The sequence below is a fragment of the Terrisporobacter hibernicus genome (genome assembly GCF_020809405.1).
Lineage (GTDB): Bacteria > Bacillota > Clostridia > Peptostreptococcales > Peptostreptococcaceae > Terrisporobacter > Terrisporobacter petrolearius.
On sequence record NZ_CP081135.1, the window covers coordinates 3,121,997 to 3,135,721 of the forward strand.

Here is a 13,725-nt window from a genome sequence, read left to right on the forward strand (position 1 = left end):
GTATTTTATCTAGATAATGGATAAAAGTATTTTAAATATACTTAAAATATAAGGAAATTTATGATACAATAAACTTAGTTGGTAAAAAGTGCGTGATTTAATATTATTTTTATATGCAACATTAAATTGAAAATTGAAAATTGAATAGACAGAGGAGATGATGCAATTGTTTAAGAAAAACACCAACAAAGTTAAAGTAATGGCTTTAGGTGGTCTTAACGAGATAGGCAAAAACATGACCGTAATAGAGTATAAGGATGAGATTGTTGTAATAGATGCGGGGTTAAGTTTTCCAGAAGATGAAATGTTAGGTGTTGATATAGTTATACCTGATATAACTTATTTACTAAAAAATAAGGATAAGGTAAAAGGTATATTTATAACACATGGACATGAAGATCATATTGGAGCTCTTCCATATATACTTAAAAAAATCGATGTACCTGTGTACGGAACTAGACTTAGTATTGGACTAATCGAGGTTAAATTAAAAGAACATAAACTTAATAATGTAAAATTAAATGTTGTTACTCCTAAACAAATAATTAAGCTTAAAAATATTAGTGTAGAATTTATAAAAAATAACCATAGTATACCAGGGTCTTGTTCGCTGGCTGTACACACAGACCAAGGGGTTATTTTCCATACAGGAGACTTTAAGATTGATCTTACACCGATAGATGGAGATGTTATGGATATTCACAGAATATGTGAGCTTGGAAGTGCGGGAGTTCTTTTAATGTTAGCAGATAGTACAAACGTGGAAAAACCAGGGTTTACTATGTCTGAAAGAACAGTAGGAGCAGGTCTTGATGATTTATTTAGAAAGGCGAATGGTAGTAGAATTATAGTATCTACTTTTGCGTCAAATATTCATAGATTACAACAAATAATAAATACGGCTGTTAAATTTAATAGAAAAGTTGCTGTCTCAGGAAGATCAATGGTTAATGTAATAGGTGTTGCTAAGGAACTTGGCTATTTAGAAATGGAAGACGATACATTAGTTGACTTAAATGACCTATCTAAATATGATGACAATGAATTAGTAATTATAACTACAGGAACTCAGGGAGAGCCAATGTCGGCTCTTGCTAGAATGTCAAGTAGCGAACACAAAAAAGTAGAAATCAAAAAAGGAGATTTAGTAATAATTTCAGCTCATCCAATACCAGGAAATGAAAAGCTAATCTCAAAAGTGATAAATCTTTTATTTGAAAGAGGAGCGAGAGTTGTTTACAACGATATAGCTGATATACACGTATCAGGTCATGCTGCTCAAGAAGATTTAAAACTTATAAACAGAATGGTTAAGCCAAAATTCTTTATGCCAGTTCATGGAGAATATAGAATGTTAAAACGTCATGCAGAATTAGCTAATGAGCTTGGTATGCCAGACCAAAATGTATTTGTTATGCAAACTGGCCAAGTTTTAGAATTAGATAGAAATTCTGCAAAAGTTACTGCTACAGTACCAACAGGAAATGTACTTGTGGATGGACTTGGAGTAGGAGATGTAGGAAACATAGTTCTAAGAGATAGAAAACATTTATCTGAAGATGGACTTATGATAGTAGTTGTTACTATATCTAAAGAAGATGGTAAAGTGCTTGCTGGGCCAGACATTATATCTAGAGGATTTGTTTATGTTAGGGAATCAGAGGATTTAATGGATGGAGCTAAGAAAGTAATAAAAGATGTTTTAACTGAATGTGAAGAAAAGAATATAAAAGAATGGGCATATTTAAAAAATAATATTAAAGAAAACTTGAAGGAATATTTATATATAAAAACTAAGAGAAACCCAATGATATTACCAATAATCATGGAAGTATAATTAGAAATACCTCAGTATTTGAATAAAAAATACTGAGGTATTTTTTTGTAACTATAAACAAAAACACATTCATAATGCATATATAATTATAACACCTAAAAATTTTAATATTAATTAGGAGGGTAATATGAGTGTATATGATACAGCTACAAAGTTGGCTAGTGAAATAAAAAATAGTAAAGAGTATAAAGATTTTATATATAACATGAAAGTGATGAAAGTGGATAAAAATAATGAAGTATTATTAAGTGAATATAAAAAAACAGGATACAGTCTTCAATACGCCACTATGAATAATAAAAAAATAGATAAAAAATCCATGAGAAAAATGGAAGAAATTCAGAATAAAATAAGATACAATGAAAAAATATATAACTATATACTAGCTGAAGAAAAATTTAATAAAATGATGGATGATATAAATAAAGTAATAGCACAGGCAATAAAAGAAGATTATAAATAGAAAAGAGGAATTTAAATGAAAATACTAGTTATTAAAGTTGATTTAAGGGCACCATATGCACACTCTTTAAAAGAAAAGAGAATGATTGTGAAAAGTATAATAGCTAAATTGCAAAACAAGTTTAATATTAGTATAAGAGAAGTTGAAAATCAAGATTTACATCAAAGAATAAGTATTGGTATGGTAAAGCTTGATTTAAACAGTAAGGATAGTGATCAATCAATGGAAAAAATTATAAACTTTATTGAAGAAAATTGTGATGCTGAAATAATTGATATAGAAAGTGAAATTATCAATTATTAATATAAAAAAATATAATATGTAAAAGATACTAATTATAAATTAGAAGTATTGGTAAAAAATAATATAAGAGAAATAATATAAAGGTTAATAAAATTAAATACAATTAAGAGGTGACGATATGAAAAAGTTTATTAGCTTTCTACTTGCATTAGTTATTGTAATAAGTCAAGGAAATTTTATTTTTGCCAATACCAAAGAAGCTAAGTTAGATATAGCTTCTAAATCAGCAGTATTGATGGATGCATCTACAGGCAAAGTACTGTATGAGAAAAATCCTCATGAAAAATTACCACCTGCCAGCGTAACAAAAATAATGACATTACTTTTAATTTGTGAAGCTTTAGAAGATGGAAAAATCAAAGAAGAAGATGATGTTCAAATAAGTGAAAATGCTGCTAGTATGGGAGGTAGCCAGATTTTCCTAGAACCAGGAGAAATACAAAAGGTAGATACACTTGTAAAATCCATAGCAGTTGCATCTGCCAATGATGCCTGTGTTGCTATGGCAGAATATGTAGGCGGAAGTATGGAAGAGTTTGTAGAACTTATGAATAAAAGAGCTAAAGAATTAGGAATGAATGATACAAACTTTGTAAATACAAATGGACTTCCTGTAGATAATCACTATACTTCAGCTTATGATATTGCACTAATGTCAAAAGAATTGCTTAGTCATAAGAAGATTTCTAAGTATCTAACTACATGGATGGATGATGTTGTAGTTGGAAAGAAACAAGCTAAAATAGGAATATCCAATACTAATAAATTAGTAAAGCATTATTCAGGAGCAACAGGAGTAAAAACTGGCTTTACTCAACAAGCAAAATATTGTTTATCAGCATCTGCTTTGAGAAATAACACACATTTAATAGCTGTTACATTATGTGCTGAAACTTCACCAATAAGATTTAAAGATGCTACAAATCTTTTGAATTATGGATTTGCAAACTATGAAAGTGTTAAAATTTGTGGAGCAAAAGACAAGGTCGCAACAGTTAAATTTGAAAAAGGTGAAAAAGAAAATGTTGATTTAGTAGCAAAAGATGATTTAAGTGTGTTAATAAAAAAAGGTGATAAAAAAGATTTCCAAAAGAAAGTAGAAATAAAACAAGATCTAAAACTTCCAATAAAGAAAAATACAGAATTAGGAGTTGTAAAAGTCTACAGAGGAAAAGAACTTGTGGGAGAAACTAAAATAATAAATAATGAAGATATAAATAAAGCATCTTATTTACAAATGTTAAGAAGAATAGTAGACAACTTATTATAATACTAAAAAGCTATGCAGTGCGTATTTATATGTGCTTCATAGCTTTTCTCATTAATAAAAACATAAACCTTTTGATTATAGTTCTATTAATGTTATAATAATATTATTACAAAAAAATAGTAGGAGAAAATAAATATGTTTAACTTAAGTGATTTATTAGCATCATTGGTAGGAATAGCCATAGCCATATCTATTCATGAGTTTGGTCATGCGTACTCAGCACACTTACTTGGAGATGATACAGCTAAGTATGATGGAAGAATGACATTAAACCCTGCAAAACATGTGGATCCTTTAGGATTAATAATGTTAATAGTATGCCATTTTGGATGGGCAAAACCAGTTCCAGTTAATCCAAATAACTTTAAAAACTATAGAGTAGGCAATATAATAGTTTCCTTATCTGGAGCATTAGGGAATTTAATAGGTGCAATTGTTTGTGCGTTAATAGTTAAATACTCTGATATGTATGCTATACAACTAATATTTGATAATGCTATGTGGATTAACATAGGTTTTGGAGCATTTAACTTACTTCCTATACCACCACTTGATGGCTGGGGAGTTATATCATCATTACTTCCATATAAATATAATGAATTTATTTATAAATATGAAAATATAGGTTACGTTGTATTACTAATTGCCCTATTTACAAAAGTATATACGATAGTAACAACACCTATAATGATGGCATTTTATGCTATAGTAAGTATCTTTATGTAAGAGGTAATTAAATGAAGTATAATATACATTTAAATGTTTATGATGGACCTTTAGATTTACTTTGTGATTTGATTTCAAAGCAAAAAATAGATATAAAAGATATATCCATTTCAGAAATTACAAGTCAATATTTAGCTTATATTGATAAGTTAAATGAGATGGATCTAGAAGTTGCCAGTGAATTTATAATAATGGCTTCTAAACTAGTTGAAATAAAGTCAAAGTATTTACTATACAAACAGCACCATGAAGAACATGAAGAAGATCCAAGATTAGAATTAGTGGAAAAATTAGAGGAATATAAGAAATTTAAAGAAGCATCTTTAAGTATTAAAGAAAATGTCCATTATACTTGTGACACTTTCTTTAGAGCAAAAGAAGAAGTAATCGTAGATAATAAAATAGACTTAGATGAAATATCAATAGAAGCTATCAGAACAATTCTTCCTATGATACTAAAAACAAAAGTTATAGAAGGTTTTGATAAAACAGAAGAATTAGACATGATAGTTAAAAAAAGAGTAGTATCTTCTGAAGAAAAAATGTCAGATTTAAGAGATTTAATGAAAAAAGAAGATAAAGTAAGCTTTGTAGAATTAGTAGGGCCTTATGATAAGGATGAAACTATAGCTACATTTTTAGCTATTCTTGAATTAATAAAGGAAAAGTTAATTGTTGTAGTTCAAAATGAATTTTTTGATGATATTCTTATAATAAAGCGTGGAGTGGAAAATGAATAGAGAAGAAATAAAATATATAATTGAATCAATTATGTTTGCTTATGGTGAACCTATAGGCATAAAAGAACTTAATAGTGTTATTAATGAAGAACTTTCACTTAAAGAAATAGAATTTATGATGAATTCTTTGATTGAAGAATATAGAGAAAATAATAGAGGAATTCAAATAATAAAACTAGAAAATAAATATCAAATGTGTACTAATAAAGACTATGCAGACTATATAAAAAAGGTACTAGAGCCTAAAAAAAGAAAGTCTTTAAGTCAAGCTACACTAGAAACTTTAACTATTATTGCATATAAACAACCTATTACTAAAGTGGAAATAGAAAGTATTAGAGGTGTTAAATGTGATAAAGTTTTACAAACACTTTTAGAACATGAACTAATAAGAGAAGCAGGACGCTTAAATAGAATAGGAAAACCCATTATATATAAGACAACTCAGGAATTTTTGAAATTATTGCAAATTGAAAGTTTAAAAGAATTACCACCAATAGATAGTTTCGAAAATGAAGAAGAAATTTAATAAAAAATTATTATTTATCATAAAATGTGATACTATTTCAGTAAGATAATAATTTAAGGGGGAGAAATATGAAAAGTAAACTAGCAATGGCCATATATGTAATATTTGCTATAGCAAGTTTTTTATTTGGAGTGTATATGTTTAGAGAGGGAGATACATCAAGGGGTATACTATTTATGGTTGCAGTTGCATGTTGGGGGATGTGTATTTACAATAATAGTGGGACAACTAGAAGGCAAAAACAAAGAATGGCACCATCGTCACAAAGTGTCATGTCAAACAAAAAAAGTAAAAATAAATCAAAATAAATATAAATCATAGGTGTCTTGCCTATGATTTTTTTGCGCCTAAGGCCTATCTCCTTTTAATTAGTATATATCCATAAGTTTTGCAAACAATATAGAATATGAGATATTTTAATTTGAAATATATATGTATAAGTATTTTTTTTATATTGATTTTATTATTAATATCCTATTCTCATTTTATATTTGCAATTGATTTTAATAATAAAAAAATAGTTGTAAAATTAAAAATTAAATTATTATTCAAATTAATAAGATTTAATATTCAATTATATCCGTCAAAGAAAAATAAAAAGAAAAAAAGAGGTAGTTTAAAGGATTTAAAAATATTAGATAAAGAGTTGGGTAATATTTTAAACTTAGTTAAAAAAGTGAAAATAATAGAGTTATACTCAAATATATATTTTAGTAATGTTAATCCATATGTAACTATATATATTAATGCATTAATTAACGGGATTTATGGAAACATAACAAATATATGTAAATGTGAAAAAATATATTTAAACATAGTCCCTAAGTTTAATGAAAATAATATTAAAGGAAGTGTAAAAATACATATAAAATTTAGATTAAATACTATGTTTAAATCTATTCCAATTCTTATAAGAATAATAAAACTTAAGTCTAAGGAAGGTGGCAAAAATGACAGCTACAAATTCAATACAAAGCATTATGGAGACAACTCTTGAGACTATAAAAAATTCCATAGATTCTAATACCATAGTAGGAAACCCTATAAAAGCAGAAGAATCTGTTATTGTTCCTATATCAAAAGTAACTGTAGGGTTTGGTATTGGCGGAGGTGAATATAATAAAAACTGTAAAACTGAGACAAAATGCGATACTAATTTTGCAGGAGGAAGTGGTGGAGCAATTACCATATCACCAGTAGCCTTCGTTGTAGTGGAAAATGGAGAAACACGTTTAATTTCTTTGGAGGATAATGTTAATTTAGTAGATAACATTTTAACAGTAACACCTAGGATAATAGACAAAGTTCAAAGAATATTAAAACACGATAGTAATGTTAAGTTTCAAGAAGATATGGACAATAATGGGAAAATACATAAAGAAGAATAATTAAAAAATAAGTTCTATTGATGTTTTATGTCAAAGAACTTATTTTTTTTTATAAGTATTATAAATAAATGTAATTTTTAATAAAATAAGGTAATTTTACAGTTTTTTGGGGAATAATATATATTAAGAAGTAGTAGGATAATTAATAGGAAGGTGTTTCTATGAACATACTTGAAGCTGCATCGATTATAAAAGACTCAGCTGAGAAAATAGCACAGGAAAAAGGTATAAGTGAAGAAGAAGCATATTATGAAGCTGTTTTAATATATAAGGATGTATATGAAAATAAAAAAGAAAAAGAATAAGGTAAGATTATAATCTTACCTTATTCTTAATTTATTCTATAATTTAAAATTTAATTTTCTATAATACTGCCTGTGAAAGTACTTCTCCTATGGAGTTATTAATGACTATAGAAGCTTTTGTATCATAACCTGTGCTACTTTTGTTTATTAAAACAATGCTATCGCCATTAAAGTAGTCAATAAAACTAGCTGCAGGATAAACAACTAATGAAGTGCCTCCAATGATTAATAAGTCTGCGTTACTTAGAGCGTTTACAGTTTCATTCACTATGGAATTATCCAATGGTTCTTCATATAAAACTACATCAGGCTTAACTATACTATTACATACATCGCAGTAGGGAATATTACCACCTAAATTTAACATTTCCTCCAATGTATAAGCTTTTCCACATTTAGTGCAATGATTTCTATGTATGGATCCATGAAGCTCTAATACATTTCTACTCCCAGCCATTTGATGTAAGCCATCAATATTTTGAGTAATTACAGCATTTAATTTTCCTATATCTTCTAATTTAGCAAGGGCTATATGAGCACTATTTGGTTTAGCATCTTCATAGATTAATTTATCTTTATAAAATTTAAAAAACTCTTCTGGATATCGCATAAAAAATGTATGAGATACTAATTGTTCAGGAGTAAAATTTCTATTTAGTTTTTTGTTAAATAAACCAGAGGCACTTCTAAAATCTGGAATGTTAGATTCTGTAGATACACCAGCCCCACCAAAAAACACAATATTATCATGACTATCTATAAGTTCTTTTAATCTTTTAATACTATCATCCATATATAGATACCTCCTAAAATAATACTTATAATATTATAATACCAAATATTCACCAAAATAAGTATAAGTATGCAAAAAAATGTAATTATTTTAAGTTAAATTATATAATATAATATTAAGAAGAGTGTATTTTTATGAGAGTACTTTGTATAAGTTAAAATATAATGTAAGAGCTTTCTTACTTTAAAGAAAGCTCTTACATTATTAAACAAAATATCTTTTATATTTAAAAAAAACTTCTAAATTATTTTCTTTTACAATAGTTTTAAGGTCACCATAATTATATGTTGCAAGAGCATATTCTCTAATTTTTGAAAATAAAAATTTTTCTTTTTCGCTTTTAAAATTCATAATATTTTTTGCAATTTCCCAAGCAATAGATTCTCTTTCTATTAAATTTTTCTTTAAACTTACTACACTTTCCTCTAAATCTTTAGGTAAATTATTTTTATAATAATCTTCTTTTGAGATATCAATATTGTAATTTATCATTTTTTCTATAATATCAGTGAGTATTTTAGAATGTTCCCATTTATTGTTTGAAATGCTGTTATCTAGTATGTGACCTACCTCATGAGAACAGACACATTTCGCTATTATTTTCAAGTTTTCTTCAGATATATCTATATTATAATAATTAAAGGTATTAACATAAAAATAGAAATTATAACAAAAGGATAGAAAACCAATTCTCGTTACAAATAACATTCTTAGTTTTGGCAGCGCGCATATGGGTGTGTCTTTTTTGTTAGAATAATAAAGATGTACCTTTTTATCTATTTTTGAATTGAAGTCTTTTACGCAGTTTTTAAATAACTTTTTTCCTCCCAGGTTATCATAATATGTGGACATATAATTTATGTCAAAAATATTATTGCATGCCATATTAAAACACCGCCTTAGTTTGGATTGTGGTCATATTATATAATATTAATTAAGTTGTATTTTGAAGCTAATCCTAAAAATAAATTTTATTTTATAAAACATGGTAATGAATTTATTTTTAGATATGATATAATAATTTATCTAGGAAAGGAAGTGATAATCTCATGGATAATATTAAAGACTATTTAGAAAAACTAGAAATTAAAAATAGTAGATTAGAAAAGCAATTAAAAGAAGTACAAGTATCCAAAGTAGTATACTTCAAGGAAGAAAAAATTTTTTATATGTATTTAGTGTCAAAGGATATTATATCGCATGAGATTTTAGATGAACTTAGAGAAGAGCTATTAGGCAAATTGAAATATTTTAAAAATATTAGGCTCAAAATTAAGTTCAATGGTTTTGGCAGAAAATCGGATAAAGATATAGTGAAAAACTATTGGCATAATATTTTATATATATTAAAAAAAATCTGTCCAGCTATTGAAGGATGGAAAAAACAAGTAGAGTACATGTGTTTAGATAATATGCTAAAGATAAAGATTCCTAAAGATATTTTTTATGAAAAACTAAAAAAGAATAATATAGAAGATGTTATAAGAAATGTATTATTAGAAGAATTGGGAATTGACTATCAGGTTAAAGTTGAAAAAGCAGTTAGTGATAAGACGGATATAAAAAAGTTAATAGAAAAAACAGATAAAGAAATTGAAGATTTAATAAAAGAAATGGAATTTGAAGTAGTAGATGAAGATAATGAAGAAGAAAGTTATGTAATTAAGGATGAATATGATGAACATTTAATTTATGGTGAAGATGTTAATAGTTTAGTACATCCAATAAAAGATCTTAATCAAAAATCTAAGACAGTAGCAATCATAGGTGAAATATTTAATATAGAAAATAAAGAATTGAGAAATGGTAAAATACTTTCAATTATGTCTATCACAGATAATACAAGCTCTATTAATTGTAAGTTGTTTTTAAATGACTTGAACAAGGATAAGGTGTTAGATAGTGTAAAAGAAGGATCTTATGTAAAAATTAAAGGTGACGTATTATATGATACTTATCAAAGAGAAATCACTATGACTATAAGTGGTATCAGACAAGAAGAAAAACCAAAAAGAAAAGATATTTGTGAAAAAGGCAAAAGAGTTGAGTTACATGCTCATACTCAAATGTCTTCGATGGATGCTTTATCTCCTGCAAAAAAACTAGTTAAACAAGCAGCTGATTGGGGGCATAAGGCAATCGCCATAACAGATCACGGTGTTGTTCAAGCTTTCCCAGAAGCCATGGATGCAGGGAAAGCTAACAATATAAAAATACTCTATGGAGTAGAAGGTTATTTAGTAGAAGATAATTTACCTGTAATACAAAAGGCAAATGATAAAGACTTATCTCAAACATTCATAGTATTTGACTTAGAAACTACAGGTTTTTCAAATAAAAATGATAAAATTACAGAAATAGGTGCAGTAAAAGTAGAAAACTTTAAAATTGTAGATAGATTTAGCCAATTGATAAATCCTGAGAAGGATATTTCTTATAAAGTCCAAGAACTTACTGGCATTACAAATGACTTAATAAAAGATAAACCTACTATTGAAGAAATATTACCAAAGTTTATTGAATTTATAGGAGATAGTGTGTTAGTTGCTCACAATGCAGACTTCGATATGGGGTTTATGCAACAAAAATGTAGAGAACAAAATATCGAATTTAAAAATACATCAGTTGATACATTAACATTAGCAAGAACCCTACTTCCTCATATGAAAAGATTTAGATTAAACCTTATAGCTAAGGAATTAGGAATTCCATTGCTTAATCATCATAGAGCTGTAGATGATGCAGAAGCTACTGCACATATATTTATTAAATTTTTAGAAATGATAAAAAAGAAGGGTGCAGAAAAATTAAGCGATGTAAATATGATTTTAGGAGATATAGATTATACTAAATTAAGAACAAATCATGTAACATTAATTGCTAAAAATCAAATTGGGGTAAAAAATTTATATAAAATAGTATCTGATGCTCATGTAAACCACTTTTATAGAGCGCCTAGAATATTAAAAAGTGTTTTAGAGGAATATAAAGAAGGAATAATAATTGGCTCAGCTTGTGAAGCTGGGGAGGTTTTTCAAGCTGTAAAACAAAATAAAAGCGATGAAGACTTAGAGCGAATAATATCTCTTTATGATTATATTGAAGTTATGCCAATTGATAATAATAGATTTATGATTGATAAAGGTGAAGTTAAAGATGAAGAAGAATTAAAAGATTTAAATAGAAGAATGATTGAAGTGGCAAAGAACTTTGGAAAAATTCCTGTAGCTACAGGAGATGTACACTTTATAGATAAACATGAAGCTATTTATAGAAAAGTGCTTAAATACTCACAAGGTTTTAAGATAGATGAAGAGGAAACTTATCTTCATTTTAGAACAACAGACGAAATGCTAGATGAATTCAAATATCTAGGAGAAGATTTAGCATATGAGGTTGTAGTAGAAAATACAAATAAGGTAGCAGATATGATTGAAGATATACTTCCAATACCTAATGCAACTTTTCCACCAGTAATTGAAGGTTCTGATAAAGAACTTAGAGAGATGTGTAATGCTAAGGCAGAGAGGATTTATGGATGCCCTCTCCCAGACGTTGTGAGAAAAAGACTTGATAGAGAGTTAAATTCGATTATAAGTAATGGTTATGCAGTGATGTATATTATAGCTCAAAAACTAGTTACAAAATCTCTTGCAGATGGATACCTAGTTGGTTCTAGGGGATCTGTAGGGTCTTCCCTTGCGGCTACAATGAGTGATATAACTGAAGTTAATCCGCTGCCAGCACATTATATTTGTGAAAATTCACAGTGTAAGTATTCTTATTTCTATGAAATAGGTGAATGGGGTTCTGGAGTGGATTTACCGGCAAAGGATTGTCCTAAATGTGGAAGACCATTAAAAAAAGATGGACATGATATACCTTTTGAGGTTTTCCTTGGATTTGAAGGAGATAAGGAACCAGATATTGACCTTAACTTCTCAGGAAGTTATCAACCTGTAATTCATAAATATACAGAAGAACTTTTCGGAGAAGGTCATGTATATAGAGCAGGAACAATAGGTACTGTTGCAGAAAAAACTGCTTTTGGTTATGCTAAGAAATTCGTAGAAGAAAATGATTTAAATTCAACATCAGCAGAAGTTTTAAGACTTGCAAATGGATGTACAGGAGTAAAAAGAACTTCAGGACAACACCCCGGTGGAGTTATGGTTATACCAGACTACAAAGATGTTTATGATATAACACCTATACAATATCCAGCCAACGATACTAGCTGTGGAGTTATAACTACACACTTTGACTATCACTCTATAAGTGGTAGGATACTAAAGCTTGATATATTAGGACACGACGTTCCCACCATCATCAGAATGATAGAAGATATTACAGGTAAGATTGCCACAGAAATACCTCTAGATGATAAAGAAACAATGTCATTATTTACATCTACAGATGCTTTAGGTGTAACACCGGAGGAGATTAACTGTCCAATAGGTTGTCTTGCTATACCTGAATTTGGAACAAAATTCGTTAGACAAATGCTTCTTGATACAAAGCCAACAACATTTGCAGAGCTTGTACGTATATCAGGATTATCTCATGGTACTGATGTTTGGTTAAATAATGCACAAGACTTGGTTGTGGAAGGTACAGTTGAATTTAAAGAAGTTATATCAACACGTGATGATATAATGAACTACTTAATATTTAAAGGGCTTCCACCAAAGATGGCATTTACCATAATGGAAAGTGTTAGAAAAGGTAAAGGATTGAAACCTGAATTTATTGAAGAAATGAAAAAAAATGATGTGCCAGATTGGTATATAGGTTCATGTCAAAAGATAAAATACATGTTCCCTAAAGCTCATGCTGTTGCTTATGTAATGATGAGTTTTAGGCTGGCTTATTATAAAGTGCATTATCCAGAAGCATTTTATGCCACATATTTTACAACCAAAGCAGAAGATTTTGATGCTGACTTAATTGTAAAAGGACTAGATTCTATAAGAAACAAAATGGATGAAATTATTTCTCTAGGTAATGATGCAACGGCTAAAGAAAAAAATATGCTGACAGTTCTTGAAGTTGCTTATGAGATGTATGCAAGGAATATAAAAATTCTTCCAGTAGATATTTACAAATCAGATGCAACTGAGTTTAAAGTTATGGGAGAAAATCAAATTCTACCTCCTATGATAGCTTTGCAAGGGGTAGGAGAGAATGCAGCTATACACATACAGCAAGAAAGAGAAAATGGTGAGTTTATATCCAAAGAAGATTTAAGAAAGAGAACTAAAATTTCAAAAACTGTTATTGAAACTCTAACTAATCATGGATCGTTAGACAATATGAGTGATAAAAATCAACTTTCATTATTTTAATAAATTATGAGTGAATTATAGTATAA

Annotated in this window: 14 protein-coding genes; 12 read left to right on the top strand and 2 right to left on the bottom strand. The window is 28.1% G+C overall.

Annotated features, from left to right (window positions below):
* Window positions 1-160: 160 nt before the first annotated feature.
* The 11 genes from JW646_RS15075 (at window position 161) to JW646_RS15125 (ending at window position 7,561) form a co-directional block, all read left to right on the top strand.
* On the top strand, window positions 161-1,837 hold the full coding sequence (locus JW646_RS15075) for a ribonuclease J (protein WP_139216733.1): 1,677 nt from the start codon (window positions 161-163) through the stop codon (window positions 1,835-1,837).
* A 127-nt stretch (window positions 1,838-1,964) separates the two neighbouring features.
* The gene (locus tag JW646_RS15080; protein WP_074915538.1) at window positions 1,965-2,300 is read left to right on the top strand and encodes a YlbF family regulator; all 336 of its coding nucleotides are present in this window, start codon (window positions 1,965-1,967) and stop codon (window positions 2,298-2,300) included.
* Window positions 2,301-2,315: 15 nt separating this feature from the next.
* Complete coding sequence (locus tag JW646_RS15085) at window positions 2,316-2,603, top strand: DUF503 domain-containing protein (protein ID WP_074915541.1); 288 nt, start codon at window positions 2,316-2,318, stop codon at window positions 2,601-2,603.
* Between the two features lie 118 nt (window positions 2,604-2,721).
* Window positions 2,722-3,873, top strand: coding sequence for a D-alanyl-D-alanine carboxypeptidase family protein (locus tag JW646_RS15090; RefSeq protein ID WP_074915543.1), 1,152 nt, complete (start codon window positions 2,722-2,724; stop codon window positions 3,871-3,873).
* Between the two features lie 135 nt (window positions 3,874-4,008).
* On the top strand, window positions 4,009-4,599 hold the full coding sequence (locus JW646_RS15095) for a site-2 protease family protein (protein WP_074915545.1): 591 nt from the start codon (window positions 4,009-4,011) through the stop codon (window positions 4,597-4,599).
* Between the two features lie 11 nt (window positions 4,600-4,610).
* Window positions 4,611-5,339: a segregation and condensation protein A gene (locus JW646_RS15100; RefSeq protein WP_228415568.1), complete on the top strand. Its 729-nt coding sequence runs from the start codon at window positions 4,611-4,613 to the stop codon at window positions 5,337-5,339.
* Window positions 5,332-5,868: an SMC-Scp complex subunit ScpB gene (gene scpB, locus JW646_RS15105; protein ID WP_228415569.1), complete on the top strand. Its 537-nt coding sequence runs from the start codon at window positions 5,332-5,334 to the stop codon at window positions 5,866-5,868. The genes JW646_RS15100 and scpB overlap by 8 nt, the downstream gene beginning before the upstream one ends.
* 68 nt (window positions 5,869-5,936) lie before the next feature.
* Window positions 5,937-6,176 (top strand): hypothetical protein, encoded by a 240-nt coding sequence (locus JW646_RS15110; protein WP_228415570.1) that lies wholly within the window; start codon window positions 5,937-5,939, stop codon window positions 6,174-6,176.
* Window positions 6,177-6,274: 98 nt separating this feature from the next.
* A complete protein-coding gene (locus tag JW646_RS15115) occupies window positions 6,275-6,865 on the top strand; it encodes a DUF2953 domain-containing protein (RefSeq protein WP_148556346.1) in 591 nt (196 codons plus the stop codon).
* A complete protein-coding gene (gene ytfJ, locus JW646_RS15120) occupies window positions 6,819-7,256 on the top strand; it encodes a GerW family sporulation protein (RefSeq protein ID WP_074915556.1) in 438 nt (145 codons plus the stop codon). Before JW646_RS15115 ends, ytfJ begins: the two co-directional genes overlap by 47 nt.
* Window positions 7,257-7,417: 161 nt before the next feature.
* Window positions 7,418-7,561 carry a hypothetical protein gene (locus tag JW646_RS15125; RefSeq protein WP_175487613.1) on the top strand — a complete coding sequence of 48 codons (144 nt, stop codon included), beginning with the start codon at window positions 7,418-7,420 and terminating at the stop codon, window positions 7,559-7,561.
* A 58-nt stretch (window positions 7,562-7,619) separates the two neighbouring features.
* Here the strand turns inward: JW646_RS15125 and JW646_RS15130 are convergent, their stop codons facing one another.
* Window positions 7,620-8,354, bottom strand: coding sequence for an NAD-dependent protein deacylase (locus JW646_RS15130; RefSeq protein WP_074915558.1), 735 nt, complete (start codon window positions 8,352-8,354; stop codon window positions 7,620-7,622).
* A gap of 204 nt (window positions 8,355-8,558) precedes the next feature.
* Entirely contained in the window at window positions 8,559-9,239 is a 681-nt protein-coding gene (locus tag JW646_RS15135; RefSeq protein ID WP_074915560.1) for a hypothetical protein, read from the bottom strand.
* Between the two features lie 164 nt (window positions 9,240-9,403).
* On the opposite strand from JW646_RS15135, the gene JW646_RS15140 reads away from it, so the two are divergent.
* Window positions 9,404-13,699: a PolC-type DNA polymerase III gene (locus tag JW646_RS15140; RefSeq protein ID WP_206923982.1), complete on the top strand. Its 4,296-nt coding sequence runs from the start codon at window positions 9,404-9,406 to the stop codon at window positions 13,697-13,699.
* Window positions 13,700-13,725: the final 26 nt, after the last annotated feature.

What these genes read in the sequence shown, in the direction of transcription:
- JW646_RS15075 (WP_139216733.1), top strand. Translation starts at nt 161, where the DNA reads ATGCAATTGTTTAAGAAAAACACCAACAAAGTTAAAGTAATGGCTTTA.
- JW646_RS15080 (WP_074915538.1), top strand. Translation starts at nt 1,965, where the DNA reads ATGAGTGTATATGATACAGCTACAAAGTTGGCTAGTGAAATAAAAAAT.
- JW646_RS15085 (WP_074915541.1), top strand. Translation starts at nt 2,316, where the DNA reads ATGAAAATACTAGTTATTAAAGTTGATTTAAGGGCACCATATGCACAC.
- JW646_RS15090 (WP_074915543.1), top strand. Translation starts at nt 2,722, where the DNA reads ATGAAAAAGTTTATTAGCTTTCTACTTGCATTAGTTATTGTAATAAGT.
- JW646_RS15095 (WP_074915545.1), top strand. Translation starts at nt 4,009, where the DNA reads ATGTTTAACTTAAGTGATTTATTAGCATCATTGGTAGGAATAGCCATA.
- JW646_RS15100 (WP_228415568.1), top strand. Translation starts at nt 4,611, where the DNA reads ATGAAGTATAATATACATTTAAATGTTTATGATGGACCTTTAGATTTA.
- scpB (WP_228415569.1), top strand. Translation starts at nt 5,332, where the DNA reads ATGAATAGAGAAGAAATAAAATATATAATTGAATCAATTATGTTTGCT.
- JW646_RS15110 (WP_228415570.1), top strand. Translation starts at nt 5,937, where the DNA reads ATGAAAAGTAAACTAGCAATGGCCATATATGTAATATTTGCTATAGCA.
- JW646_RS15115 (WP_148556346.1), top strand. Translation starts at nt 6,275, where the DNA reads ATGAGATATTTTAATTTGAAATATATATGTATAAGTATTTTTTTTATA.
- ytfJ (WP_074915556.1), top strand. Translation starts at nt 6,819, where the DNA reads ATGACAGCTACAAATTCAATACAAAGCATTATGGAGACAACTCTTGAG.
- JW646_RS15125 (WP_175487613.1), top strand. Translation starts at nt 7,418, where the DNA reads ATGAACATACTTGAAGCTGCATCGATTATAAAAGACTCAGCTGAGAAA.
- JW646_RS15130 (WP_074915558.1), bottom strand. Translation starts at nt 8,354, where the DNA reads ATGGATGATAGTATTAAAAGATTAAAAGAACTTATAGATAGTCATGAT.
- JW646_RS15135 (WP_074915560.1), bottom strand. Translation starts at nt 9,239, where the DNA reads ATGGCATGCAATAATATTTTTGACATAAATTATATGTCCACATATTAT.
- JW646_RS15140 (WP_206923982.1), top strand. Translation starts at nt 9,404, where the DNA reads ATGGATAATATTAAAGACTATTTAGAAAAACTAGAAATTAAAAATAGT.